We start from the raw sequence: 25,733 nt of genomic DNA, 5'->3' as shown, positions 1-25,733 counted from the left end.
TGTCAGAACGGCCAGATCCCGTTCAGGGCTCCCTTCCAGTCGATCTTCAGCCCGTCCTGCCAGCCGCCGGCCGGCTTCGCCGGCGGCTTGGCGGGAACCGCGGGCACGGTGGGCACCGTGGGCCTGGCGGGCAGGGCAGGCACTGCGGGCGTGGCGGGCAGGGCGGGTTCCTTCAGGGAGTCCTTCCAGGAGGTGTCCTTCGGGACGCAGACCGGCCCGCCGATCCAGCTCTCCACCCACGAACCGAGGTTCAGCTTCCAGCAGTCGGGCTTGGTGGGCTCGGGCTTCGGCTCCGGCTTGGGTTCCGGCTTCGGCTTCGGCTCCGGCTTCGGCTCCGGCTTGGGCTCGGGCTTCGGCTCAGGCTTGGGTTCCGGCTTGGGCTCGGGCTTCGGCTCAGGCTTGGGTTCCGGCTTCGGTTCCGGCTTGGGCTCGGGCTTGGGTTCCGGCTTCGGCTCAGGCTTGGGTTCCGGCTTCGGCTCCGGCTTCGGGACCGGCACCGTCGGGTCCACCGGGTCCGTGGGCTCAGTCGGCTCAGTCGGCTCCGTGGGCTCAGTCGGCTCCGTGGGCTGAGTCGGCTCCGTGGGCTCCACCGGGTCCGTGGGCTCAGGCGGCTCGGTCGGCTCCGTCGGCTCCGTCGGCTCCGTGGGCTGAGTCGGCTCCGTCGGCTGAGTCGGGACCTCCGGCTCCACCCCGTACAGCATCTGACGGAACACCAGCGACGACTGCGGATTGTCGTCGCACTGCCAGACGCCGTGCGGGCAGTAATCGGTGATCGTGTGGTACAGCGGCTGATGCCGTTTCATCCAGTCCAGCATCTGCCGCATGTACGCGGGGTTGTCTCCGTTCCGGAACAGGCCCCATTCCGGATAGGAGATCTGCTTTCCGTGCTCGGCCGCGAAATCGACCTGCGCCTGGAGCCCGTACGGCTCCTTGACGTGTTCGTCGAAACTGGAGCCCGGCGGCTGGTCGTAGGAGTCCATGCCGATGACGTCGACGACGTCGTCCCCGGGATAGCACTCGGTCCACGGAATCGCGTCACGGCCGCGGCTCGGGTTGAAGTCGAAGCGGAACTTCTGGCCCGGCACGGAACGCATCGCCCCGACGATCCGGTTCCAGTACCGCTTCCACGCCGTCGGGTCCGGCGCGCACCGGCTGGTGTAGGTCGTGCCGTTCATCTCCCAGCCGAGCACGATCACGGTGTCCGCGGCCCGGAGGTCGACCAGGCGCCGGGCGAGGGTGCGGAAGTGCTCGTCGTAGTAGCCCGCGGCACCCAACTGGAGCTGGCGGCGGACCTCGTAGTCGGAGACGCCGGCCTCGTTGCGCTCCAGCATGGGGACGTTGAGGACGAACATCCGGTCGGCGCGCTCGTTGCGCCAGGCCGCCCAGGAGTCGAGGAAGCCGGGCGGGCCCTCGATGTTCGACCAGAGGTCGCCGGGCAGGTAGGTGTGCCCGACCCGGAGTTCGTGCCCGCCGAGCCAGCGCTGCAGCTGGGCGATGCGGGCGACTCCGACAGGTCCCGATTCGAGGAACGCTCCCATGGCGCTGGAGAGAGTCGGTTGGGGGTCCCGGGTCGTTACGGATGCGGCGGAGTGAGCGTGAGCGGGGGACGACAGCACGACAGAACCTGACGCAAGGAGACCGGCGGTGAACACCCCCAGCCACACCCTCGAAGTTCTGCGGTTTCGGTTGACCATGGCAGCTTCTCCTTCGCTCGCACGCCGCGTGATGGACCGTCAGTCGGATCTTCCGAATGTATTCCTAATGCGCCGACCGAGAACTCCGCTCCGATCCGCTCAATAGTCCGTTAGAGGATTCCTCATCGCCCGATTGGGCCCCCGAGACGAAGGAATGCCGTGCCGAGTTTTGACACCCGTGTCCCCGCGGTCCTTGTGCGGCTCGACGCGAACCCCTTTCACCACGGCACGCTCGGCGCCGTGCGCTCCCTGGGGCGAGCGGGCATCGCGGTCCACGCGGTGGTCGAGTCGCCGGACAGTCCGGTCGTCCGCTCCCGCTACCTCCGGGGCGCGCACCGCCGCCCCGACGAGCCCTCCCCCGCCGAGCTCACCCGGCTGCTGCACCGCATCGCGGACGGGCTCCCTCCCGATGTCGATCGGACCGACGGCACGTCACCTCCCGCGCTGCTCGTGCCCCTCGACGACATCACCGCGCTGCTTCTCGCCGAGTGCCGGCCCGAGCTGGGGGGCCGCTTCCTGCTGCCCGACCAGTCGCCCGAGCAGCTCGCCCGGGTCGCCGACAAGGCCCAGCTCGCCGAGACCTGCCGGGCCCTGGGCCTCCCCCACCCCCGTACCGAACTCCCCACCGGCGCCGACGAGGCCGCCGCCATGGCCTGGTCGCTCGGACTTCCGGTGATCGCCAAGTGGAGCCGCCCCTGGCTGCTGCCGGCCGGCGGCGGCCTGCGCAGCACCACGATCCTCGGCTCGCTCGCCGAGGTCCGCGAGCTCTACGCCCGCACCCCGCAGGCCGGCAGCCGGCTGCTGCTGCAGGAGCTGCTGCCGGCCGGGCGGGACCTCGACTGGTTCTTCCACGGGTACGTGGACTCCGCCGGCGGCTGCGCGACCGGCGCCACCGGCCGCAAGGAGCGCTCCTGGCCGGACGGCGCCGGGCTCACGGCGGTCGGCCGGTGGACCGCGAACCCGGCGGTCGACACGGCGGCCCGGGAGCTGCTCGGCGCGCTCGGCTACCGGGGCGTGTGCGACCTCGACTTCCGGCTGGACCGGGACACCGGCGCGTACCACCTGCTCGACTTCAATCCGCGGCCCGGCGCCCAGTTCCGGCTGTTCGCCGACCGGGACGGGCTCGACGTGGTGCGGGCCATGCATCTGGACCTCACCGGCCGGCCGGTGCCGGCGCACCTGCCCTCGTACGGGCGCCGCTTCGTCGTCGAGAACTACGCCGCTCTGTCGTACCTGGTCTCGCCGCGCCGCCGGTACACGCCCGAGCCGGCGGGTCCGGTCGGCACGGGCGGTGGCCGCGAGGCGGCCTGGTTCGCCGCCGACGACCTCCGGCCGGCCCTCGCGATGCTGCGGGCCTGGCTCGCGCACGCCCTGCGCAAGGCCCTGCCGGCGCTGCGTCGGCTGCTCCGGGGCGGGCCGCGCATCCTGCGGCGGCCGGCCCTCGTACCGCCGCAGCCCTCGGCCCGTACCTCCTCCACCGGCCGGGTGACCCGGCGATGACCCCCGACACCCCATCAGACCCGCGAGAACGACGACGACTTCGAAGGCGGAACGCACGATGTACGACCTGGTGATTGTGGGAGCGGGCCCCTACGGGCTCTCCGTCGCCGCCCATGCGGCGGCGCACGGCCTGGACCTGCGGATCTTCGGCCGCACCATGGAGTCCTGGCACGCCATGCCCTCGGGGATGTACCTGAAGTCCGAGCCGTGGGCCTCCCATCTCTCCGACCCGCAGGGCGTCTACGGGCTCGACGCCTACGCGGCCACCCGGGGCGTGCGCGCCGAGCACGGGGTGCCGCTGCCGGTCGGCTTCTTCGCCGCGTACGGCGACTGGTTCGCCCGGCAGGCCGTGCCCGCGCTCGACGAGCGCCTGGTCACCACGGTGGCACCGGACACGGCCTGCGGCGGGTACGCGGTGACCGCCGAGGACGGCGAGACGGTCCGGGCCCGGACGGTGGCGCTCGCGGTCGGCGTGCTGCCCTTCATGGAGATCCCCGGGCCGCTGCGCGGGCTGCCCCGGCGTTACGTCACCCACTCCAGCCACCACGGCGAGCTCGACGGCTTCACCGGCAAGGACGTCACCGTGATCGGCGCCGGGCAGGCCGCTCTGGAGTCCGCGGCGATCCTCGTCGAACAGGGCGCCGCGCACGTACGGGTCCTGGCCCGCTCCGACCGGCTGAACTGGAACACTGTGCCGCCGGCGCTCGACCGCGGCGCCTGGCGTTCGCTGCGCGCCCCGCACACCGGGCTCGGCTGCGGCTGGCAGAACAAGCTGTACGCGGACACCCCGGGGATCTTCCGGCGGCTGCCCGCCGCCACCCGCGAGCGGATCTTCGACTCGGCGCTCGGCCCGGCCGGCGCCTGGTGGCTGCGCGAGCGGTTCGCCGAGGTGAAGGACGTGCGGCTCGGGCGGTGGGCGACGTGCGCGACGGTCACCGCGGACGACCGGCTGCGGCTCGACGTGACCGGCCCGGACGGGGCCGCGGAGGTCGTGGAGACCGACCATGTCATCGCGGCGACCGGCTTCGTGCCCAGCCTGGACCGGGCCGACGTGCTCGCGCCCGAACTGCGCGACGGGCTGCGCCGGGTGGGTGCCGGTGGGTCGGGCGCGGCCGGGGCGGGCGGGGCGCCGGAGGTGGGCGCGCTGTTCGAGTCGTCCCGGCCGGGCCTGTTCCTCGCCGGACTGCTCACAGCCCCCTCGTACGGGCCGTCGATGCGCTTCGTGTTCGGCGCGGACTACACGGCGGGGCGGCTGGTGAAGGGCGTACGGCAGCGGCTGCGGGCCGGTGCCGGGCGGGGCGCAGGGGGCGGGACCGTGGGCCGGCCCCGTACGGGCGAGGAGCGGGTGACCGCGCCGGCGTCCTGAGGCCTGTCAGGTACGGCGAAGGCCGGCCCCGGGGCGTGTGGTGGACACGCCCCGGGGCCGGCCGGAACCTTCGGAGCCGTTACGTCAGTGGTTGACGCAGACGTTGCCGAAGGCCGGGTTGAACAGGCCGATGATGTTCACGCTGTTGCCGCAGACGTTGATCGGGATGTGGATCGGCGCCTGGATCACGTTGCCGGACAGGACGCCGGGCGAGCCGACGGCGAAGCCCTCGGCGTGCGAGTCGGCCATCGCGGGAGCGGCGGCACCCAGGGCCATGAGCAGACCGGCAACGGCGACCGCGGCCTTCTTGCACTTCATTTCGTCTGGATCCTTTCTGCGGCGGAAGAGAATTCACGGCTTTCGCGATTACGGGAGCCCTGCGGACTCCCGCCTTCCACTGCACGGTTCTCAACGACCCTGCCACGAAAAGGAAACCGTCGGATGGTCCGACCGGCCCCCTTCACCCCATTGCCGCGCACCCGAATGGTCAACGCGGCCAAATAGGTGTTCTCATCAGCCGCTCCCACTCCCGGTCCGGCACTCCGGGCACCACCCGGCCTGCCTGTTCCCACTGGCGGGCCAGGGAGGAATAGAGCGGGAAGGGCTCCCGCTCGGGCGGCGGGTCGGGAACATAACGGCTCTTCGGAATGAAGGCCATGCGCTCCCATTTCCCTGGATCGGGGGCCATATTCGCTCCTTTCACCGGTGTTCCGGCATCATGACACAGCCGTCGCAGGCGGGTGATTCGAACTGCCGATGTCGCGTCGCGCACCTGTGTGCGAGTGTGCCCGAATTAACGTTCCGCCATGAATTCCCCCCACAACCTCCGGCGCCCCGGCCCCGGCCTCGGCCCACGCCCGCGCCCGCGCCGGAGACGTACGCTGCTCCTGTCCACCGCCCTGGTCGCGCTCGGCACCGGCGTCCTCGCCGCGGCGCCGTCGGATCTGCCCTCGCCGAAGAAGGGCCTGAACCTGCTGGTGGTCGGCGTCGACGGCCGCAAGGCGGTGACCGCCGCCGAGAAGAAGAAGTACCGGCTCGGCAGCCGCGAGTGCGCCTGCACCGACGTGATCATGCTGGTCCACGTGTCGGCGAAGAACGACCGGGTGAGCGTGGTCAGCCTGCCGCGCGACTCGCTCACCGAGTTCCCCGACGGGCATGTCGACCGGCGGACCGGCGAGCAGCACGAGGCCCACCCGGCGAAGATCAACGCGGCCTGGGCGGAGGGCGGTTCGGCCTTCACGATCGAGACCGTCGAGGCGATGACCGGGGTTCCGGTCCACCGCTATCTGGAGATCGACTTCCGCCGCTTCATGGACACCGTGAACGTCTTCGACAAGGGCACCCCCATCTGTACGAAGCAGCGGCTCAAGGACCCGGTGACCGGGCTCGACCTGAAGGCCGGCTCGAAGTCGGTGCGGGGCGGCGAGGCGCTGCAGTACGTCCGCTCGCGCCGGGCGGACGGCAAGATGGACTTCGGGCGCATCCAGAAGCAGCAGCTGTTCATCGCCAACCTGCACCGCAGCCTGCGCGACGGGCTGCTCAAGAGCCCGAAGGCGCTGAAGGCCTTCGCCTCGACGGTGCGCGGCAAGGGCAAGGCGGAGCGCGGGATCTCGGTCACCGAGCTGGTCGCGCTCGCCGGCCGGCTGAAGAACCTCACCCCGGCCCGTACCGAGTTCGCGGTCGTCCCGGTCGCGGGCTTCAACGCGAACATCGAGGACGTCGGGTCGACCCTGGCCTGGGACGAGAAGCACGCGGACCAGGTCTTCGCGGCGATGCGCGCCGACAAGGCGCTGCCGAAGGCCCGGCCGGAGCCGACCAGCGAGATCCCGCGGGGCCTCGGCGACTACAAGCCGGTGAAGGGCGCCTCGCTGCTCTGCAAGTGAGCTCTGCAAGTGAGCTCTACAAGTGACGCGGACGCCCTTCCGCTTCCACAGCTGCGTCAGCGGCCGAGCTTGCGGGCGAGCAGCTCGGGGTCGGTGGCCGGCGCGTCGCACACGAAGTGCCGGCAGACATAGGCGGCGGCCCTGCCGTCGACCAGCGGCCGGTCCCTCAGGAGCGGGAACTCCTCGCCGTCGGGCAGCCCGGCGGCGAGGACCGCGCCGGGCGTGGCGGCGTGCAGGGCGGTACGGCGCAGGGCCCGGAAGCCCTCGTCGTCGGGGGCGCCGACCACGGCGACCTCCCGCGGCCCGTCGCGCAGCGCCTCGGCGACGGCCAGGCCCCAGCCGATGAACCGGGGGGCGCGCGGCCCGAGCGCCTTGACCACGCCGAGGGCCCGTTCGGCGGCGGTCCGGTGCGCCTCGGAGCCGGTGTGCGCGGCGTACGAGAGGAGCGCGCCGGCGGCCGCGGTCCAGCCGGACGGGGTGGCGTTGTCGGTGGGGTCCTGGGGGCGGCGGATCAGCTGTTCCGCGTCGTGCGCCGTGTCGTAGAGCGCGCCGCCCTCGGCGGTGAAGCGGTCGAGGACGATGTCGAGCAGGAAGCCGGCGAACTCCAGCCACACGCCCTCGCCGGTGACGGAGGCGAGCGCGAGGAAGCCCTCGGCGACATCGGCGTAGTCCTCCAGGACCCCGGTGTTGCCGCCCGCGCGCCCGTCCTTGGAGGTACGGGTGAGGCGGGCGCCGTCGTCGAGGTGCACCCGGACGAGCAGGTCGGCGGCCTCGGTGGCGCGCTCGATCAGGTCGGGGCGGTCGAGCAGGGCTCCGGTCTCGGCGAGGGCCGCGACGGCCAGGCCGTTCCAGGCGGCGACGATCTTGTCGTCGCGGCCGGGGCGCGGACGCTCGTCGCGGGCGGCGAGCAGCCGCTGCCGGATCGAGGCGACGCGGTCGGCGTCGGCGAAGGAGCCGTCCTGCGGGAGCTGGAGCACCGAGGCGCCCTCCTCGAAGGTGCCCTCCTCGGTGACGCCGAAGTAGCGGGCGGCGTGCCGGGCGTCCTCGGCGCCGAGGACCGCTTCGAGCTGGGCGGGCGTCCACGCGTAGTAGGCGCCCTCGACGTGCTTGCCCGTACCGTCGTCGGAGTCGGCGTCGAGTGCGGAGGCGAAGCCGCCCTCGGGGGTGCGCAGTTCGCGGACCATGAAGTCGGCGGTCTCCAGGGCGACCCGGCGGGCCAGGTCGCTGCCGGTGACCCGCCACAGGTGCGCGTACACCCGGCACAGCAGCGCGTTGTCGTACAGCATCTTCTCGAAGTGCGGCACCACCCAGGCGCGGTCCACCGAGTAGCGGGCGAAGCCGCCGCCGAGCTGGTCGTAGATGCCGCCCCGGGCCATCGCCTCGCAGGTGTCGGCGGCCATCTGGAGGGCGCCCTCGGAGCCCGTACGGGCGTGGTGGCGGAGCAGGAACTCCAGGACCATCGACGGCGGGAACTTGGGCGCGCCCCCGAAGCCACCGTCCTGGGCGTCGTACTCCCGGGTGAGACCGAGCAGGGCCTGCGCGAGCTCCTCGTCACCGGGGACGCCGTCCCCGCCGTACGCGAGCGAGCGGGCGGACAGGTCCTCGACGATCTTCGCGGCGACCTGGGAGACCTCCTCGCGCCGCTCGGTCCAGGCGCGCGCGACCCCGTCGAGGACGTCGGAGAAGGACGGCATGCCGTGCCGGGGCTCGGGCGGGAAGTACGTGCCGAAGTAGAACGGCTCGGCGTCCGGGGTGAGGAACACGGTCATCGGCCAGCCGCCCTGGCCGGTCGCGGCCTGCACGGCCTCCATGTAGACGGCGTCGACGTCGGGCCGCTCCTCGCGGTCCACCTTCACGGCGACGAAGTGCTCGTTGACCAGGCCGGCGGTGGCCTCGTCCTCGAAGGACTCGTGGGCCATGACGTGACACCAGTGGCACGAGCTGTAGCCGACGCTGAGCAGCACCGGGACGTCGCGGCGGCGGGCCTCCTCGAACGCCTCGGCCGACCAGGGCCACCAGTCGACCGGGTTGTCGGCGTGCTGGAGGAGATAGGGCGAGGTCTCTTGGGCCAGTCTGTTCGGCATGGCCCCATCCTCGCGCACCCGGGGCGGCGGGCGGGCGGGGAAACACCGCCCGGCGGCACCGCCCCGCCGAGTCCGCCCGTACGCCATGGGTGGGCCGGGCGCGGACGGGGCAGGGATGACGGCGAAGCGGCCCCGCTCCTCGCACTGGCTCTGCGAGGAACGGGGCCGCTTCAGCGGGGCTCGGAGGATCAGCCGCCCATGTTGCCGTTCTGGGAGAGGACCTCGCCCAGGATGTGCGACAGAGCGTCGTCGCCCTTCTGCTGCACGGAGTTCTGGGTGCAGGTCTGGTTGGCGATCGGGTTGCCGAGGACGTCCTGGACGGCGATCGGGACACCGATGAGGGCGCCGATCGGCACCTGGGCCTCGACCTTCTGGACGTCGAAGCAGTGCAGGACGCCACCGTTGACGAGACCGAAGTTCGGGCTCATGTAGCCACCGGTGGAGTTGCTGCCGATGGACTGCTTCGACGTGTTGCCGATGATGTTGGCGCTGCCGCCGTCGTTACCGGCCGCCATCGCCGTGGTCGCGGACATGCCGGCGACGGTGGCCGCGACAGCAGCGGTAGCAAGAACCTTCTTGATCACGAGTATTCCTTCTTGAGCTCGATGGCCCGGAGCTCGATGGCCCGGAACTGCTCCGTTGACCGAAGCGTCCTGATCAACTGCCCCGGGAAGGATTGGTTCCGGTGCATCACCCGGACGCGGTATTCGGCACATGAACGCCATCGGACGGGAGGTCGACGGGCAGTCGTTCGGTCAGTTCCGTTGGGGGGCGCGGACCCTTGGGAACACCGGGCGGCGACGTCCGTCCCTCGCGTCTGCGCATGTCTCCGAGGACACTGGGCACCGGACTGTTCGAGGCGGAGTGCGCCGGGGACTTGACACGACCCGGCGTCGCGAGCGGAGGGGGAACGCGATGCGGGACAGCCATCGGGCCGAGGCCGAGGGGCTGTGGGCACGGGCCGTGGAGGAAGAGGTACGGCGCTCGGGAGGCCGCTTCGACGGGGCGGTGCTGCTGTCCCGCGGGAAGGCGGCGCTCGACGCGATCGCGGCGCCGGCGGCCGAGGAGTACGCGGCCTATCTGCGGGCCGTGGAGGCGGCGGAGGCCGGTCCCGCGTCCCCGGTGGACCTGGCGACGCCGGCCGTGGTGACGGCGGTCGCGGCCGCCGCGGCGGTCGGCGGCGACCTCGCCCTCGGTACGGCGGCGGGCACCGCGTTCGGCGCGGGCGCCGTGGTCGCGGTGGCGGGTGCCGCCGCGGCCGCGTTCAAGGTCGGCGGGGAACGGCGGGCGGCGGCGCACCGCAGGGCCGGGGCGGCGGGCCGGCCGGGCGGGGTGGAGCAGCTGCGGCTGCAGTGGCTGACGGCCCTGGAGGTGCGGGGCGTGCGGCCGTTCCTGGACAAGGAGCGGGTGCTGCTGCGGACGGCGGGGCAGCCGGCGCAGCGGACGGTGGAGCGGCTGCGCGGCGCGGACCGCAGCGCGGCGGCCCGGCGGCGGGCGGTCCTGGAGCAGTCCTTCGGGCAACTGCCGGACGCCGACGGGCCGTTCGCGGGGCGGCGGGCCGAGCTGGCGCAGATCACCCAGTGGGTGCAGGCGGGCCGGGCGGCGACCACGACCCGGCCGACGGTGGTGCTGCTGCCCGGCGCGCCCGGCTCGGGCCGTACGGCGCTGGCGGTACGGGCGGCGCACGCGCTGCGGGACCAGTTCCGCGGGGCGTGCGTGGTGGACCTGCGGGGCGGGGCCACCCGCGGGCAGCAGCCGCTGTCCACCCGGGAGGCGCTGCTGCATCTGCTGAACCGGCTGGGCGCGCCGCGCGAGCAACTCCTGTTCCGCGAGCGGGCGTCGGCCGAGCAGCAGGTGCGGCGCCTTGCGGAGCTGTACCACCAGCAGCTGACGGGGCTCGCGGTGACGCTCGTCCTGGACGACGCGGTGGACCCGGAGCAGGTGCGCACGCTGCTTCCGGAGCGCTCCGACAGTCTGGTCCTGGTGACCTGCCGGGAGCCGCTCGACCTGGGCGCGGACCTGCCGGCCTCGGTGCACGTGCTGCCGGTGGCGGCGCTCGACGCGGCGGGCGCGGAGGAGCTGTTGGGGCCTGGCGGGGCGCGGGGGCCGTACGACGCGGAGGGGTTCGAGCGGGCGCGGGAGCTGTGCGGCGGGCTGCCGCTGGCCCTGCGCACGGCGGGCGCGCTGCTCGACGGGCGGCCGGCGGCGGAGGTGGCCGGGCTGCTCGCGGCGGCCGGGCCGGACGCGGGGCCGGTGGAGCGGGCGCTCGCGGCGGGGTACGCGACGGGTCTGGACGAGGACGGGCGGCGGCTCCTGCGGCGGCTCGCGCTCGCGGGCCGGGCCTCGCTGGGGGCGGCGGCCGCGGCGGCGCTGCTCGGCGGCAGCCAGGCGGACGGGGCGCGGCTGCTCGGGGAGCTGACCGGGGCCGGGCTGCTCGACCACGTACGCGGGAAGCGCTACCGGCTGCACGACGCGGTGCGCGGTTTCGCGGCGGCGCGGCTCGTCGAGGAGGAGGACCAGGCGGAGATCGCGGCGGCGCAGGAGCGGCTGATCCGCAACTACGCGGAGCTGGCGGACGCGGTGCTGCGGATGGTCGACGGCAAGATGTCGACGCGTGCGGACCGCTTCGACGGGCACGGGTTCGGTTCGCTGGACGCGGCGCTGCGCTGGCTGGACGAGGAGTCCAGCTTCATCACGGCGACGCTGCGGCACACCGAGGGCGTGGACCAGCAGACGGTGCTCGATCTGCTGGGCGCGCTGTGCGACCACTGTCTGCTGCGCGGTGATCTGTACCGGCTGGGTGAGATCAACGAGCTGACCGAGGCGGTGGGGCAGGGGCTGCTCTCGCGCTCGGTGCAGTGGCGCACCGGCATCGCGGCCCGACAGCTGGGCGAGCTGGACAAGGCGCGGACGACGCTGACCTCGGTGGTGTCGCTGTATCAGGAGGCGCATCAGGACGCGGGCGCGGCGCTCGCGCTGTGCTCGCTCGGCATCACGCTGCACCACCAGGGGCAGCTGGCGGAGGCGGCGGCCCGGCTGCGGGAGGCGCTCGAGCTGCAGGAGCCGGAGTCGCTCGCGGCCGACCGGGGGTGGACGCTGCACGCGCTGGGGGCGGTCGAGCGGGACCGGGGCCGGCTGGCGGAGGCGCTCGATCTGCTGGACCGGGCGCTCGCGTTGCACCGGGAGCACGAGTCGCTGCACGGCGAGGCCTGGACGCACTTCCAGTTGGGCCAGGTGCGGCTGCGGACGGGTGAGGTGGAGCGGGCCGAGGCGGAGCTGCGGCTCGCCCTCGACGAGTACGGGCGGACCCGGGACGGGCGCGGCGAGGCGTGGGCGCTGACCCAGCTGGCCCGGGCGCGGCTTGTCGCCGGGGACGTGGGGCCCGCGGTGGACGGGCTGCGGCAGGCGCTGTCGCGGCATCGCGAGCAGGAGGACGCCCGCGGCGAGGCGTGGACGCTCTACTACCTGGGGCACGCCCTGGAGGAGCGGGGCGACCGGGACCAGGCGGTGCGGGAGCTGGAGCGGGCGCGGACGATGTTCTCGCGGATGCGCGACGTCTACGGCTTGGCATGCGCCCGCCACCATTCGGGCCGGGTGACGCGGGACCAGCGGGCCGCGCAGACCGGCAACCTGCGCAACTCGGGCTTCGCCCGCCAGCTCCTGATGGACGCCCGGGCCGACTTCCGCCGGATCGGCGTGGCCCACGGCGAGGCCTGGACCTGTCTGGAGCTGGCCGTGGTCGACGCGGGCAACGGGCGCACCACGCAGGCCCTGGGCCTGTGCGAGGAGGCGGCCGGCCTCTTCGCCGGGTACGGCGACCGCCGCGGCACCGACTGGGCCCGCTTCCTGCGCGCCACCCTGCTCCCCGACCCGGCCGCGGCCCGAGAGGAACTCGCCTCCCTGACCGCCGCCGCCCACCCGTCCCGGGACCCGCGCCTCACCGACTGCGCCGAGTCGTACGCCCTGGTCCTGGACCGCGGCCCCGCCTCGGACGGGGCCTGGCAGGCCTGGGACCTGGGCATGGTGCCGGGGCGGCAGGCGCGGGAGGTGATGGGGGTGCCGGTGGGCTAGGGCCCGTCCGGCGGATCGGCCCGGGTAGCGCTCGCCGGGCCCCGGCGGGTGCCGGGGCCCGGAGGCGTACCGCCTGCTACTTCTTCGAGCCCTCGGCCGCCGAAGCCGGCGCGCCCGCGGTGGCCGGGTCCGGGGCCTCCGCGAAGTCGACCTTGTGCATGTGGCGGTTCATCGACTTCATCAGACCCCAGACGGCCAGCGCCAGGACGGCGAAGACCACGAAGCCGAGGACGCCGGGGGTCACCTTGTTCTCGTCCAGCTCCTTCGCGGCGAAGGGGACGAGCTCGGTCAGTGCCAGGTGTGCGCTCATGCTAGGCATTGTCCCGGATGCCCGCGAAGAGGTCGCTCTCGGGGAGGGAGGTGTCCACGAGGGACTTGCTCAGCTCGTACTCCTCCGTGGGCCAGACCTCCTTCTGGATGTCCATCGGGACCCGGAACCAGCCGCCGTCGGGGTCGATCTGGGTGCGGTGGGCGATCAGGGCCTTGTCGCGGATCTCGAAGAACTCCGCGCAGGGCACGTAGGTGGTGAGGGTGCGCTCCTTGCGCGAGAACTCGTCCCAGCGCTTCAGCCAGTCCCCGTACGGCGACTCCAGGCCCCGGTCGAGCAGCGCCTGGTGCAGCGCCTCGGTGCGCGGGCGGTTGAAGCCCTGGTTGTAGTAGAGCTTGCTCGGCGCGTGGGCCGGGCCGAACTCGTCCTCGGGGTACTTCTCGGTGTCGGCCGCGCCGTCGAAGGCCACCATCGAGATCTTGTGGGTCATGATGTGGTCGGGGTGCGGGTACCCGCCGTTCTCGTCGTAGGTCGTGACGACCTGCGGGCGGAACGCGCGGATCTTGCGGACCAGCTCGCCCGCCGCCGCGTCCACGTCCTCCAGGGCGAAGCAGCCCTCGGGGAGCGGCGGCAGCGGGTCGCCCTCGGGCAGGCCCGAGTCGACGAAGCCCAGCCACTCCTGCTTCACGCCCAGGATCTCGCGCGCCTCGTCCATCTCCTTGCGGCGCACCTCGTGGATGTTCGCCTCGATGTAGGGGTCGCCCTGGAGCTTCGGGTTGAGGATGGAGCCGCGCTCGCCGCCCGTGCAGGTCACCACCAGGACCTCCACCCCCTCGGACACATACTTCGCCATCGTGGCCGCGCCCTTGCTCGACTCGTCGTCGGGGTGGGCGTGAACGGCCATCAGTCGCAGCTGCTCAGTCAAGACTCGGTCCTCAGTCATTCGTCGCCTAGGGAGGTCTCTATAGTGACGGAATCGGGGGAGGGAAAATTCCGGTACCCCGACGGCGAGAGGAACGATCATGGGCGCGGTGCGAGAGCGGCTCCCCGAGGGGCGCTACGGGCGCTCCGCGGACGCGCGGGCCGACCGCAAGCTCATGATCGCCGGGGCGGTGCTCGGCACCCTCTTCCTCGCCATGATGGGCTGGTTCGGCTGGCACTACGTCGTCGACAGCAAGATCAGCGCCGAGGTCATCAAGTTCGAGGTGACCGGCGACAGCGAGGTCCAGGTGCACCTGGAGATCCGCAAGGACACCGACGCCAAGGGCGTGTGCACACTGCGCTCCCGCGCCGAGGACGGCACCGAGGTCGGCCGCAAGGACGTCCGGATCGAGGAGAGCACGGACCGGCTCGACAAGGTCTACTCGATCCGCACCACCGCACGGGCCACCAGCGCCGAGCTGATCGGGTGTACGGCGCGGTAGCGGTGGGTAGGGAGCGGGGGTAGTGCCCCCGCCAGGCCGCCCCGGTGACCTGGGGTGACGTAAAGACCGCGGTTATGTCCTCCCGCTTTTCGCCACTCATTGTTAGGCTCGTGGTTTCGCCCGCTCGGAAGGCGCAAGAAGGCGCAAGCTGGACATGTGGCTTTCCGCTCAGGACGAGCTTTTGTATTCCCAGTACCTACGAGGAGCACCTGTGACCCAGACCAGCGAGAACGTCACCTGGCTCACCCAGGAGGCGTACAACAAGCTCAAGGAGGAGCTTGCGTACCTGTCTGGTCCCGCGCGTACCGAGATCGCCGCGAAGATCGCCGCGGCGCGCGAGGAGGGCGACCTGCGGGAGAACGGCGGGTACCACGCGGCCAAGGAGGAGCAGGGCAAGCAGGAGCTCCGGGTCCGCCAGCTCACGCAGCTCCTGCAGAACGCCAAGGTCGGCGAGGCCCCGGCGGACGACGGCGTCGTCGAGCCGGGCATGGTCGTGACGATCGCCTTCGACGGCGACGAGGACGACACGATGACCTTCCTGCTCGCCTCCCGCGAGTACGCGAGCGGTGACATCGAGACCTACTCCCCGCAGTCGCCGCTCGGCCTGGGCGTCAACGGCAAGAAGGCCGGCGAGGACGCCGAGTACGAGCTGCCGAACGGCAAGATGGCCATGGTGAAGATCCTCAGCGCCACGCCGTACACCGGCTGAGCCCCGTACGACCGTACGAAGGGCCGGACCCCGCGAAGGGGTCCGGCCCTTCGTCATGCTCATGCAATGATCGGAGGCATCGGCCGCAGAAGGGGGATGGGGCAGATGCTGGGACCGCTGCGCGAGGGCGCGCCACGGCACATCGGACCGTACGAGGTGCTCGCGCGGCTGGGCGCCGGCGGCATGGGCGAGGTGTATCTGGCGCGGGACACGGACCCCGGCGCCCCGCCCGGCGCGTACGTCGCCCTGAAGACCGTCCGGACCGACGTCGCCGGCGAGCCCGCCTTCCGCGAGCGCTTCCGCCGCGAGATCAGGGTGGCGGGGATGGTGCGCAGCGCGTACGCCGCCGCGCCCGTCGGCGGCGACCCCGACGCCGAGACGCCGTGGCTGGCCACCGCCTACGTGCCCGGCCCCAGCCTCGCCCAGGCCGTGCGGCGCGGCGGCCCGCTGCCGGTCGCGACGGTGCGGGCGCTCGGCGCCCGGATCGCCCGCGCGCTGGCCGATCTACACGCCGCCGAGGTGTTGCACCGCGACCTCAAGCCCGGCAACGTGATGCTCGCCGTCGACGGCCCGCGGCTGATCGACTTCGGCATCGCGCGGGCGGGTGGGGCGACCACCATGACCGCGACCGGTGTGATGGTCGGCACGCCCTCCTTCATGTCGCCCGAGCACGTGGCCGGCGCCCGGCACGTGACCGGCGCGTCGGACGTCTTCTGCCTCGGCTCGCTGCTCTGTTACGCGGCGACCGGCGAGGACCCGTTCGGCGAGGGCCCGGTCGCCGCCGTCCTCTACCGCGTCGCACAGGCCGAGGCCGATCTGACCCGGCTGCCGGAGGAGCTGCGGGCCGTCGTCACCGCCTGTCTGTCCCGCGACCCGGCGGACCGGCCCGCGCCCGAGGCGCTGGCCGAGCTCCTGGGCGGCACGGCCGGGCGCCCGCCCGCGTGGCCGGAGGCCGTACGGGAGCACATCGGCGAGTACGGGCGGGAGCTCGCCCAGCTCGTCGCGTCCGGCGGCCCGCTGGTGGAGGTCCCCGCGGCCCCCGCCCCGGCCCCGGCCGACGCGCCCGGGCTGCACGCGGCGCCGACGCAGGCCCCGACCGACCGCCCCGCCGCCCCGGCTCCCTTACCCGAGCGGCGCCGCCGCGCCCTGATCGCCGCCGTGGTGGCCCTGGCGGTCCTGGGCGGCGGCGTCGGCACGTATCTGCTGTGGCCGGAGCCCGCCCCGAAGAAGCCCGCCACCGCCGGCCCGCCCGCCGCGTCCGGGCCGCGCGTCCCGGGCGTCGACGACCGGGGCCTGGCGGACGCCTCCGGGGTCGTACCGCAGAACGCGGCCCAGCGGCCGGCCGGCTGGAAGCCGTGGCGGGCGAAGCTGTCGGCGCCGGCGTTCGGCTGCTCGGGGAACGAGAAGGCGCTGGTGTGCCGGACGACGGACGGCTGGTACGAGGCCCTCGACCCGGCGAACGGGAAGAAGCTGTGGGAGGCGAGCGCCGGCGGGACGGGCCGGGGCGGCCAGAGCTACATGAACGACCACGGCGTGCCGTGGATCGTCGACAAGGCCTCCCGTCCCACCGTCCACGACTCGGTCGTCGTCCTCGCCTGGGAGGGGAAGCTCCAGGTCCGTGACGTGCGCAGCGGCGCGGTCCGCTGGGAGTCGAAGGAGCCGATGCAGGGCACGCAGCGGGAGGTGACCCGGCCGATCGTGGCCGACGGCACGATCTTCGCCGCGGTCGCGGGCCCGTCGCCGGACGGCGTCATCCATCCGCCCATCGGGATGGCGGCGTTCTCCCTCACGGACGGCCGGAAGCTCTGGTCGAAGATGCTCACCAGCGACGAGATCCCGTACTCCGAGACCCGCCCCTTCGAGCCGGTCGCCTACGCCAAGGGGCAGGTGTACGCGCTCAGCGACGGCGGGCTCGTCACCTACGACGCCCGGACCGGCGAGCTGCGCGGGCAGGTCGACCGGGCGGCCGCCGAGTGCGAGGCCGTGAAGGTGCTCGGCGACTCGGCGTACTGCGTCAGCACCCCGCACGTCGTCGACGCCGAGGAGCGGCTGCACGTCCTCGACGCGGCCACCCTCGCCGCGAAGGACACCGTGCCCGCGTCGCTGGAGAGCCTCAGCGCCGATGTGATCAGCCCGAAGGCCTTCGTCGGCTTCGCGAAGGAGGGCCTGGGGGTCTACGACCCGAAGGACGGCACGCGGCTCGCCTCGTACCCCCTGAAGGACACCGCGCCGGCCGGGCTCAAGCAGGAGCTGTCCTCTCCCCTGCTCGCCGGCGACCGGCTGGTGTTCGCCGACTACTCCGCGCTCTACACCGTGGGGCTCGGCGCGGACGGCAGGCCGGGCGGGCTCAAGGCCACGCCGGTGCCGGGCGCGCCGGGGCCGCGGGCCGAGGAGGACGAGCGCGACCCGAACTACGGCATCGTCTACGGCCGGATGATCCGGCAGCCCGAGGTGCTGCCGGTCGGCGGGATCGCCTATGTCGTGTACGACAAGGGCGCCGTCGCGTCCGTCGAGCTGCCCGAATAAGTCCGAGTACTCCGGGCCCGTGCCCGTGAGTCACCCCGACAGCCCCATCGGAAAGGCGTGTTGACCGTGCTGGAAGCACTGCCCGCCGGGCCGCCCCGGCTCGTCGGCCCGTACCGGCTGCTCGCCCGGCTCGGCGCGGGCGGCATGGGCGAGGTCCATCTGGCCTGCCGTACGGACGCGCCGACGGCCGACCCGTACCGGATGGTCGCGGTGAAGACCGTGCGCGCGGAGCTGGAGCTCGACGAGGACTTCCGGACCCGCTTCCGGCGCGAGATCACGGCGGCGCGGGCGGTGGACAGCCCCTACGCGGCCCGGCTCGTGGACGCGGACGCCGACGCGCCGGCGCCGTGGCTGGCGACCGAGTACGTGCCGGGGCCCTCGCTCGCCGAGGCGGTCGTCCGCGCCGGCGCGCTGCCGGTCGCGGCGGTACGGGAGCTGGGCGTCGCCCTGGCCCGGGCGCTCGGCGCGGTGCACGAGGCGCAGGTGCTGCACCGGGATCTGAAGCCGGCGAACGTGCTGCTCGGCGCGGCCGGGCCCAAGCTGATCGACTTCGGCATCGCGCAGGCCTTCGAGGCGACGGCGCTGACCTCGACGGGGCTGGTCGTCGGCTCGCCGGGCTTCATGTCGCCGGAGCATCTGGTGGGCGGCCGGGCCGTGGTGCCGGCCTCGGACGTGTTCTGTCTGGGGGCGGTGCTCGCGTTCGCGGCGAGCGGCCGGGGGCCCTTCCACGACGACGAGATGGCGGCGGTGGTCTACCGGATCAGCCGGGCCGATGCCGAACTGTCGGGCGTGCCGGAGGAGTTGCGGCCGGTCGTGGAGCGCTGTCTGCGGCTCGATCCGGCGGAGCGGCCCTCGGCGGCGGAGCTGGCGGAGTTGCTGGGTTCCGAAGCCGCCGAGGTGGAGGTGTTTCCGTGGCCGGGCGGGGTGTTGTCGCTGCTCGCCGAGTACGGGGACGCGGCCCGCGGGTTCGGCGAGGCGGCGGCCTCGGGCGCGGGCGTGGCCGAGCTGCCGACGATGGCGCCGGTCGTCGCGGTGCCGTACTCGCCCACGGCGGCGGTCGCCCGGCCCGCCGGTCCCGCCGGGCCGGAGCCGCGGCGCCGCCGGTGGGGGCAGATCGTGGCCGCGGCGGTCGCGGTGGCGGTGGTGGCGACGGTGGGGGTGGTGCTGCTCGACCGGCAGGGCGGGCAGGGGGACCAGGCAGACGCGGGTCCCTCGGGTCCTTCGGGTTCGGCCGGGCCCTCCGCTTCGGCGTCCGGGCCGGGCGGGGTGGGATCGCTGAGCCAGGTCGTCCGGCCGTACGGCGGTGAGGGGCACGCCGGCGACTTCGGGACGTCGGCGACGGACAGCGGGGCCCGGCCGGCCGGCTGGTCGCCGTGGGCGAGCCGGGTCGGCCCGGGGATCAGCAACTGTTCCCTGGCGCCGAAGGTGCTGCTGTGCGCGGGCACCGGGGGCGGGGCCCTCGCCCTGAACGCGGCCGACGGCAAGCGGCTGTGGGCGGTCCCCGGCCGCGAGACTCCCGGCGACTTCGGCATCCTGGCGTCGCCGGGCGATCCGTCGGTCGTCGGCGACACGGCGTACATCGCGGGCGCCGACGGCCTGACGGCGTACGGCCTCGACGACGGAAAGGTGCGCGGGAAGGTGCCCGCGCCGGGACCCGAGTGGGCGGAGAAGGGCTCCGACCTGGTCGGCGACGTCCTGTACAGCAGCCTGCTGCACCGTACGGACGAGGGCAAGGGCCTGGTCACGGCGGTGCGGCTGGACGGGAAGGGCGGCGGCCGTGAGCTGTGGCGGAAGGAACTCGACGCGATCCCCGAGCAGTTGGTCGCCTCGGGGAACCGGGTGTACGTGACGGTCGGCGGGACCGTGCCGGTGGCCCTCGACACGGCGACCGGCAAGGAGACGGCCCGGGGCGGCGCCGGCGTGGAGTGCTCGACGATCGTGGTGCACGGGGACGCGGTGCTGTGCCAGAACGCACAGGACGGCGGGGTGCCCGTGCTCGACGCCCGGACGCTGCGGCCGCGGCGCACGCTGGCGGAGGATCTGACGATCGTCGCCGGTCCGGCGGTGCGCGCGGACGGCACGGTGGCCGTGGTCGGCAGTCTCGTCGGCAGCTCGGTCAGCTTCACCGTGGTCACCTACGACCTGGCGAGCGGGCGCGAGCTGCGGCGGGCGACGACGACCGGCAGCTTCGACGACGGGGTGGACCGGGTCGTCTTCGCGGGCGACCGGCTGGTGGTCGCGGGCAAGCAACAAGTGCAGTCGCTGCCCGCGACCGGCCCGGTGGGCGACCGCGATGTGAAGGCCCGCAACGCGGTCCTTCCGGACGGGGTCGAGGCGAAGTCGCTGACGCCGGGCGAACCCCTGGTCGCCGGAGGGGCGGTCTTCGTCCCCTTCGACGACCTGGTGATCTCCGGCTATCTGCCGTGAGTCCCGTGCGCGTCGCGTCAGGCGGTGGCCGAGCGGTACTTCCGTACCGCCAGCGTCCGGAACAGCACGATGATCAGGACCGAGTAAATCAGCGAGGCCCACACCGGGTGCTGCATCGGCCAGGCCTGGGACTGGGAGACTCCCGGGTCGCCGAAGAGCACGCGACAGGCCTGCACGGTGGCGCTGAAGGGGTTCCAGTCGGCGACCTTCTGGAGCCAGGGGGTCATCTGGCTGGAGTCCACGAACGCGTTCGAGATGAACGTGACCGGGAAGAGCCAGATCAGTCCGCCCGAGGTGGCCGCCTCCGGGGTGCGCACGGACAGGCCGATCAGCGCACCGATCCAGGTGAAGGCGTAACCGAGGAGCAGCAGCAGGCCGAATCCGGCCATGATTCTGGCGAAGTTGGTGGGCTCCGCGAAGCCGGGGCGCCAGCCGACGATGAGCGCGACGACCGCCAGGACGAGCAGGGTCAGTGCCGTCTGCACCAGGTCGGCGAGGGTGCGGCCGGTGAGGACCGCGCCGCGCGCCATGGGCAGCGAGCGGAAGCGGTCGATGAGGCCCTTGTGCATGTCGTCGGCGATGCCCGCGCCCGCGCCGGCCGTGGCGAAGGTGACGGTCTGGGCGAAGATGCCGGCCATCAGGAAGTTCTTGTAGACCTCCGGGTCGGTGGTGTTACCGATCTTCATCGAGCCGCCGAAGACGTACGTGAAGAGGATCACGAACATCACGGGCTGGATGAGGCCGAAGATGACCATTTCCGGGATGCGGGTCATCCGGATCAGATTGCGCTTGGTGACGACCAGCGAGTCGCTGATCGACTGGGCGATGGCGCCGCGCCGCTGCGGCTTGGCCAGGGTGTCGGTCACCGCGGTCACTTGACCGCCTCCTTCCGGTCGCTGCGGTCGCTGCGGTCCTTGCGGGCGCTCTTCGTCGCGCCGCTCCCGCCGCTCGCGCCATTCTCGCCGTTCTCCTCGGCCTGTTCGGCCACGTGGCCGGTCAGCGAGAGGAACACGTCGTCGAGGGTGGGGCGGCGCAGGCCGATGTCGTCGATCTCGACGCCGACGGCGTCCAGGTCGCGGATGACCTCGGCGAGCAGCTTGGCGCCGCCGGTGACCGGGACGGTGAGTTTACGGGTGTGCTCCTCGACGCTGATGTCGCCGGCGTCGATGTCGCCGCGGCCGACGCCCGCCGTCCCGTAGCGCGCGAGGACCTCGCGGGCGGCCGGGATGGTGTCGCGGTCGTGGACGACGACCTCAACGCGCTCGCCGCCGGTCTGGGCCTTGAGCTGGTCGGAGGTGCCGTGGGCGATGACCTTGCCGTGGTCGACGACGCAGATGTCGTGGGCCAGGTGGTCGGCCTCCTCCAGATACTGCGTGGTGAGTAGGAGGGTGGTGCCGCCGGCGACGAGCTCCTGGATGATCTCCCACAGGGCCTGCCGGTTGCGGGGGTCGAGGCCGGTGGTGGGCTCGTCCATGAACATCACGGGCGGGGAGACGACGAGGGCGGCGGCCAGGTCGAGCCGGCGCCGCATGCCGCCGGAGTAGGTCTTGGCGGGGCGGTCGGCGGCGTCGGCGAGGTTGAACCGCTCCAGGAGCTCGCCCGCGCGGACCTTCGCCGCCCTGCCGTTCATCTGATAGAGCTGCCCGACCATCTGGAGGTTCTCGCGGCCGGTCAGATACTCGTCGACCGCGGCGAACTGGCCGGACAGGCCGATCGCGCGGCGCACCTCGTTGGGGTGCTTGAGCACGTCGATCCCGGCCACGACGGCACGGCCGCTGTCCGGTCGGAGGAGCGTGGTGAGCACGCGCACGGTGGTCGTCTTCCCCGCGCCGTTCGGGCCGAGCAGGCCCAGGACGGTGCCCTCGGGTACATCGAGGTCCACCCCGTCCAGAGCTCGTACGTCGCCGAAGGTCTTCACCAGACCTTCGGCGTGAATCGCGCCTGGCATGCGTTCTCCCAGATGATTTGAGAGGTTTTGAAAGATTTCGTCCAAGTTTAGAGACGCCGAGCGGACGACGCCCGGCGTTCGAGTGACCCGGACCACACGGTAACGCGATACATCGCGATACACAACCGGTTTGCGCACACTGCCCGATCGGCCGCCCGGTTCTGCCCGCCCGCACCTCGAAACGGCAGCCCTCCGCCGTGTACGCAGGAAGTCCACGCCGACGCCGAAGAGGAGGGGGACCCCGTGCGGACCCCGAACGACGACAGGACGGGCAGCGCCCACCGGCCGGACCGGACGGAGGCCACCAGGACACCGGCTACGGGGCGGGCGCCGGAGACCTCGTCTCCCGCGCTGCCCGGCCGGCTCGGCGCGGCGGGCAACGCGGCCGTCGTGCAGCTGCTCCGCCAGGCCGGCCACCCCTGGGCCCAGGAGCGCCACGAGCACGGCGCCGGCTGCGGACACCAGCAGCCCCCGGTCCAGCAGCCCCCGGTCCAGCGGTCCGCCGTGCACGAGGTGCTGCGCGCGCCGGGGCGCCCGCTGGACGAGGCCACCCGTACCGACATGGAGGCCCGGCTCGGCGCGGACTTCTCGGACGTACGGCTGCACACCGACTCCACCGCCCGCGCCTCCGCCGCCGAGGTCGGCGCCCGCGCCTACACCAGCGGCAACCACGTCGTCATCGGCGACGGCGGCGCCGACCGGCACACCCTCGCCCACGAGCTCACCCACGTCATCCAGCAGCGCCAAGGCCCGGTGGCCGGCACCGACAACGGGGCGGGCCTGAAGGTCTCCGACCCCTCCGACCGCTTCGAGCGGGAAGCCGAGGCCAACGCGCGCCGGGCCCTCGGCGGCCCGGCCCCCGCCACTCCCGCCCCCATTCAGCGCGCCATCGGCCTGGAGATCGAGACGGACCGGCCCGTGTCCATGGCGGACGGCGGCAACGTCGAAGCCCGCGATGCGCACGGCGAGCCCGTCTCCGGACCGATCCTCGTCACGCACGAGAGCGGCGTGAAGATGGTGGGCGACAAGCGGAACGCCCCCGACGGAACCCAGTACACGAACGCGGAATTCGTCACCCCTCCGATGAACGTCCTCCCGGGAGAGACCGCCCACAGCGACCGCGAGGCGACCCTCACCGCCCTCAGGGACATGCACAGCAGGCTCTACGGCCCCGGCCCGGGCTCGACGAACGAGGAGAAGTCACTCGCGCGCCTCTATCCCGAGGCGACGTTCACCCACGACGAGACCTCACTGGTGGGGACGGATCTCAGAGTGGCACCCGAACGCCCGCACACCGAGACGCGAGGGCTCCAGGGCTACGGGGACGGCCTGTTCGCCCACCAGACCGTGGGCGTCCCCCTGCACGGCATGGCCGGCTTCTTCCAGCACATGCTGACCGAATCGGAACCGGCCAACACGGGCGGCACGAAGACCCGGATCTCGTCCAGGTCGAAGGCGCACATCCACCTCTCCCAGAGCCTCGTCTTCGGCCGGCGGGTGGCCGATCTCTTCCTCGGGGGCCAGATGGACGTGGACGGAGCGGCCTCGCAGACGACGACCGCCGAGCAACTGCGCGGGTTCGCCGCCCTCTTCTACAACCAGCTGGCCGCCCTCGGCGACCTGGCCGAGCAGGAGCGCAACGCCGAGAGGCTGACTCTGGGCAAGAACAAGACCGCGGTCCTCTCGCGGGTCAACCTCAAGACCGTCGGCGGGTTCCTGCCGGACCCGGCCAGGGCATTCCTGGACGCCAACTACGACGCCGTCGTGGGCGTCTTCGGGGAGGTCTACGGACTCCCCCTCACCGACTGGGGCGCTGGAGCAGTGGCGGAGAAGGCCCGCAAGTACGCCCATACCTCCCTGCGCAAGCGCACCGCCAAGGCCGAACAGGTCCACCAGACCGACGCGTTCGGCGCCATGACGGTGTTGAGCGACGCGAGGGCCAAACAGGAGAAGGTGGGCGACATTCCCATCGTCCCCCTGGAACTGCGGAAGTTCGGGCGCCAGAAGGTCACCTTCGACGAGCTGGGGCAGGACGTCGAACTGCTCACCCAGTGGTCCAGGGAAGCGCTCGCAGGCGCACAGCAGGCCGCCGTCAACCCCACCGCGAACCTGGCCGACATCTCGGCCCCGGCGCCCTCGGCACCCTCGGCGCCCGTTCGACAGAGCCTCGCCGCCGGGATCGCCGCGCTGTGCACGAACGGCAGTCGCACCCTCCAGGAGATGAACAGCAGGACCCCGTACGGAGCCGGAGGGAGCGCCGGAAAGCTGCCCCTGGTCCTGAACCTCGTGTTCAAGGAACTGGCCACCGTCGCGGGCGGCATCACACCGGACCATTCCCAGGAAGTCGTTCTCAAGCTCCATGAGCACGCGAAGGCGCTGAACAAAGCGGCGAAGGACCTCTCCGGGGGGACGAAGCCGAGCGTCGGACCGCTTCTCGACGCGGTCGCCGACGCCGTGGCCCGCCTCGGGAACGAAGCCGTGGCACGGAAACTCCGCACCTTCCGCGGCCACCTCTAGTCGAGCCCCCCGGGGGTGCCCAGCACCCCCCGGGGGCCTCACCCAAGCACCGTGTACCCCGCGTCCCGCAGCGCCTCCGTGACCTCCTCGCAGTGCTCCGGGCCCTTCGTCTCCAGGTGCAGCTCGACCTCCGCCTCCGTGAGGCCGAGCCGCGGGTCGGTCCGTACGTGGCTGACGTCGAGGACGTTCGCGTCGACCACCGTCAGCACCGCGAGCAGCGTCGCGAGGGCGCCCGGCCGGTCGGTGACCTTCAGGCGCAGGCTCAGATAGCGGCCGGCCGCCGCCATGCCGTGGCGCAGGATCCGCTGCATGAGGAGCGGGTCGACGTTGCCGCCGGACAGCACCGCCACCACCGGGCCCCGGCCCCGGAAGGCGTCCGGGTCGGCCAGCAGCGCCGCCACCGGGCTCGCCCCGGCCGGCTCCACCACCAGCTTGGCCCGCTCCAGACAGAGCAGCAGCGCCGAGGACAGCGCGTCCTCGGAGACCGTGACGACCTCGTCCACGTACTCCCTGACCAGGGCGAACGGCACGTCGCCCGGCCGCCCCACCTTGATGCCGTCGGCCATCGTCACCGGCGACTCGATCGCCACCGGATGCCCGGCCGCGAGCGAGGGCGGGTACGCCGCCGCGCCCTCGGCCTGCACGCCGATCACCCGCACGTCGGGCCGCAGCGACTTCACCGCGAGGCCGATGCCGGCCGCGAGCCCGCCGCCGCCGACCCCGACCACGATCGTGCGGACCTCGGGGCACTGCTCCAGGATCTCCAGGCCCACCGTGCCCTGCCCGACGATGACGTCGGGGTGGTCGAAGGGGTGGATGAACACCGCGCCGGTCTCCCGGGCGTACTCCTCGGCCGCCGCCAGCGTCTCGTCCACGACGCCGCCGTGCAGCCGTACCTCCGCGCCGTACTCGCGGGTCGCCGCCACCTTCGGCAGCGGGGCGCCGACCGGCATGAACACCGTGGCGTGCACGCCGAGCAGCGCCGAGGCCAGCGCCACGCCCTGCGCGTGGTTGCCGGCCGACGCGGCGACCACCCCGGCCGCCCGCTGCTCGGGGCGCAGCCCGGCGATCCGCACGTACGCGCCTCGCAGCTTGAAGGAGCCGGTGCGCTGCAGGTTCTCGCACTTGAAGTGGACCGGCGCCCCGATCAGCGAGGACAGATGGCGGCTGCCCTCCATCGCGGTCACCCGGGCCACCCCGGCCAGCATCTTCTGCGCCCCGCGCACGTCGTCGAGCATCAGCGGGTGCAAGGGGTGTGGCGTACGGAAGCTCATGACAGCAAGTCTCGCAGCTCACGGCCCCCGTGGCCGCCCGGC

The 25,733-nt window shown here is 73.0% G+C and carries 18 protein-coding genes; 9 read left to right on the top strand and 9 right to left on the bottom strand.

The window, feature by feature from the left end; translation table 11 throughout:
• Positions 1-2: 2 nt before the first annotated feature.
• Complete coding sequence (locus KV205_RS36610) at positions 3-1,538, bottom strand: glycosyl hydrolase (RefSeq protein ID WP_374214755.1); 1,536 nt, start codon at positions 1,536-1,538, stop codon at positions 3-5.
• A 315-nt stretch (positions 1,539-1,853) separates the two neighbouring features.
• Here KV205_RS36610 and KV205_RS31300 point away from each other — a divergent pair, with 315 nt between their 5' ends.
• The gene (locus KV205_RS31300) at positions 1,854-3,194 is read left to right on the top strand and encodes an ATP-grasp domain-containing protein (protein WP_265868190.1); all 1,341 of its coding nucleotides are present in this window, start codon (positions 1,854-1,856) and stop codon (positions 3,192-3,194) included.
• A gap of 58 nt (positions 3,195-3,252) precedes the next feature.
• Positions 3,253-4,560 (top strand): FAD-dependent oxidoreductase, encoded by a 1,308-nt coding sequence (locus KV205_RS31295; protein WP_265868189.1) that lies wholly within the window; start codon positions 3,253-3,255, stop codon positions 4,558-4,560.
• An 84-nt stretch (positions 4,561-4,644) separates the two neighbouring features.
• Here KV205_RS31295 and KV205_RS31290 read toward each other — a convergent pair whose 3' ends face one another.
• Positions 4,645-4,878, bottom strand: coding sequence for a chaplin (locus tag KV205_RS31290; protein WP_265868188.1), 234 nt, complete (start codon positions 4,876-4,878; stop codon positions 4,645-4,647).
• A 488-nt stretch (positions 4,879-5,366) separates the two neighbouring features.
• On the opposite strand from KV205_RS31290, the gene KV205_RS31285 reads away from it, so the two are divergent.
• Entirely contained in the window at positions 5,367-6,443 is a 1,077-nt protein-coding gene (locus KV205_RS31285; RefSeq protein WP_265868187.1) for an LCP family protein, read from the top strand.
• A gap of 56 nt (positions 6,444-6,499) precedes the next feature.
• Here the strand turns inward: KV205_RS31285 and KV205_RS31280 are convergent, their stop codons facing one another.
• Together KV205_RS31280 and KV205_RS31275 are read right to left on the bottom strand one after the other, a co-directional pair.
• Complete coding sequence (locus tag KV205_RS31280) at positions 6,500-8,527, bottom strand: thioredoxin domain-containing protein (protein WP_265868185.1); 2,028 nt, start codon at positions 8,525-8,527, stop codon at positions 6,500-6,502.
• A 188-nt stretch (positions 8,528-8,715) separates the two neighbouring features.
• Positions 8,716-9,111 (bottom strand): rodlin, encoded by a 396-nt coding sequence (locus tag KV205_RS31275; RefSeq protein ID WP_265868184.1) that lies wholly within the window; start codon positions 9,109-9,111, stop codon positions 8,716-8,718.
• A 331-nt stretch (positions 9,112-9,442) separates the two neighbouring features.
• On the opposite strand from KV205_RS31275, the gene KV205_RS31270 reads away from it, so the two are divergent.
• Positions 9,443-12,598 (top strand): tetratricopeptide repeat protein, encoded by a 3,156-nt coding sequence (locus tag KV205_RS31270; protein WP_265868183.1) that lies wholly within the window; start codon positions 9,443-9,445, stop codon positions 12,596-12,598.
• A 76-nt stretch (positions 12,599-12,674) separates the two neighbouring features.
• Here the strand turns inward: KV205_RS31270 and KV205_RS31265 are convergent, their stop codons facing one another.
• Positions 12,675-12,917 carry a hypothetical protein gene (locus KV205_RS31265; RefSeq protein ID WP_265868182.1) on the bottom strand — a complete coding sequence of 81 codons (243 nt, stop codon included), beginning with the start codon at positions 12,915-12,917 and terminating at the stop codon, positions 12,675-12,677.
• Positions 12,910-13,791: a mycothiol conjugate amidase Mca gene (gene mca, locus KV205_RS31260; RefSeq protein WP_265868181.1), complete on the bottom strand. Its 882-nt coding sequence runs from the start codon at positions 13,789-13,791 to the stop codon at positions 12,910-12,912. The genes KV205_RS31265 and mca overlap by 8 nt, the downstream gene beginning before the upstream one ends.
• A 97-nt stretch (positions 13,792-13,888) precedes the next feature.
• Between mca and KV205_RS31255 the strand changes: the two genes are divergently transcribed.
• The 4 genes from KV205_RS31255 (at position 13,889) to KV205_RS31240 (ending at position 19,952) form a co-directional block, all read left to right on the top strand.
• Positions 13,889-14,290, top strand: a complete 402-nt coding sequence (locus KV205_RS31255) for a DUF4307 domain-containing protein (protein WP_265868180.1) — start codon at positions 13,889-13,891, stop codon at positions 14,288-14,290.
• Positions 14,291-14,501: 211 nt separating this feature from the next.
• The gene (greA, locus tag KV205_RS31250) at positions 14,502-14,999 is read left to right on the top strand and encodes a transcription elongation factor GreA (RefSeq protein WP_265868179.1); all 498 of its coding nucleotides are present in this window, start codon (positions 14,502-14,504) and stop codon (positions 14,997-14,999) included.
• Between the two features lie 105 nt (positions 15,000-15,104).
• Positions 15,105-17,525 (top strand): protein kinase, encoded by a 2,421-nt coding sequence (locus tag KV205_RS31245; RefSeq protein ID WP_265868178.1) that lies wholly within the window; start codon positions 15,105-15,107, stop codon positions 17,523-17,525.
• Between the two features lie 66 nt (positions 17,526-17,591).
• Positions 17,592-19,952, top strand: coding sequence for a protein kinase (locus tag KV205_RS31240; protein WP_265868177.1), 2,361 nt, complete (start codon positions 17,592-17,594; stop codon positions 19,950-19,952).
• A 17-nt stretch (positions 19,953-19,969) separates the two neighbouring features.
• Here KV205_RS31240 and KV205_RS31235 read toward each other — a convergent pair whose 3' ends face one another.
• Positions 19,970-20,827, bottom strand: a complete 858-nt coding sequence (locus KV205_RS31235; protein WP_374214754.1) for an ABC transporter permease — start codon at positions 20,825-20,827, stop codon at positions 19,970-19,972.
• A complete protein-coding gene (locus tag KV205_RS31230; RefSeq protein WP_265868176.1) occupies positions 20,824-21,900 on the bottom strand; it encodes an ATP-binding cassette domain-containing protein in 1,077 nt (358 codons plus the stop codon). The genes KV205_RS31235 and KV205_RS31230 overlap by 4 nt, the downstream gene beginning before the upstream one ends.
• A gap of 243 nt (positions 21,901-22,143) precedes the next feature.
• Between KV205_RS31230 and KV205_RS31225 the strand changes: the two genes are divergently transcribed.
• Positions 22,144-24,417, top strand: a complete 2,274-nt coding sequence (locus KV205_RS31225; RefSeq protein WP_265868175.1) for a DUF4157 domain-containing protein — start codon at positions 22,144-22,146, stop codon at positions 24,415-24,417.
• A 38-nt stretch (positions 24,418-24,455) separates the two neighbouring features.
• Here KV205_RS31225 and ilvA read toward each other — a convergent pair whose 3' ends face one another.
• On the bottom strand, positions 24,456-25,691 hold the full coding sequence (gene ilvA, locus KV205_RS31220) for a threonine ammonia-lyase (RefSeq protein WP_265868174.1): 1,236 nt from the start codon (positions 25,689-25,691) through the stop codon (positions 24,456-24,458).
• Positions 25,692-25,733: the final 42 nt, after the last annotated feature.

Source organism: Streptomyces sp. SKN60 (assembly GCF_026236535.1).
Lineage (GTDB): Bacteria > Actinomycetota > Actinomycetes > Streptomycetales > Streptomycetaceae > Streptomyces.
This window is presented reverse-complemented; position numbering and strand designations above follow the sequence as displayed.

Coding starts and splice junctions, on each gene's coding strand:
- KV205_RS36610 (WP_374214755.1), bottom strand. CDS start 1,538: ATGGGAGCGTTCCTCGAATCGGGACCTGTCGGAGTCGCCCGCATCGCC.
- KV205_RS31295 (WP_265868189.1), top strand. CDS start 3,253: ATGTACGACCTGGTGATTGTGGGAGCGGGCCCCTACGGGCTCTCCGTC.
- KV205_RS31290 (WP_265868188.1), bottom strand. CDS start 4,878: ATGAAGTGCAAGAAGGCCGCGGTCGCCGTTGCCGGTCTGCTCATGGCC.
- KV205_RS31285 (WP_265868187.1), top strand. CDS start 5,367: ATGAATTCCCCCCACAACCTCCGGCGCCCCGGCCCCGGCCTCGGCCCA.
- KV205_RS31280 (WP_265868185.1), bottom strand. CDS start 8,527: ATGCCGAACAGACTGGCCCAAGAGACCTCGCCCTATCTCCTCCAGCAC.
- KV205_RS31270 (WP_265868183.1), top strand. CDS start 9,443: ATGCGGGACAGCCATCGGGCCGAGGCCGAGGGGCTGTGGGCACGGGCC.
- KV205_RS31265 (WP_265868182.1), bottom strand. CDS start 12,917: ATGCCTAGCATGAGCGCACACCTGGCACTGACCGAGCTCGTCCCCTTC.
- KV205_RS31255 (WP_265868180.1), top strand. CDS start 13,889: ATGGGCGCGGTGCGAGAGCGGCTCCCCGAGGGGCGCTACGGGCGCTCC.
- KV205_RS31245 (WP_265868178.1), top strand. CDS start 15,105: ATGCTGGGACCGCTGCGCGAGGGCGCGCCACGGCACATCGGACCGTAC.
- KV205_RS31230 (WP_265868176.1), bottom strand. CDS start 21,900: ATGCCAGGCGCGATTCACGCCGAAGGTCTGGTGAAGACCTTCGGCGAC.
- ilvA (WP_265868174.1), bottom strand. CDS start 25,691: ATGAGCTTCCGTACGCCACACCCCTTGCACCCGCTGATGCTCGACGAC.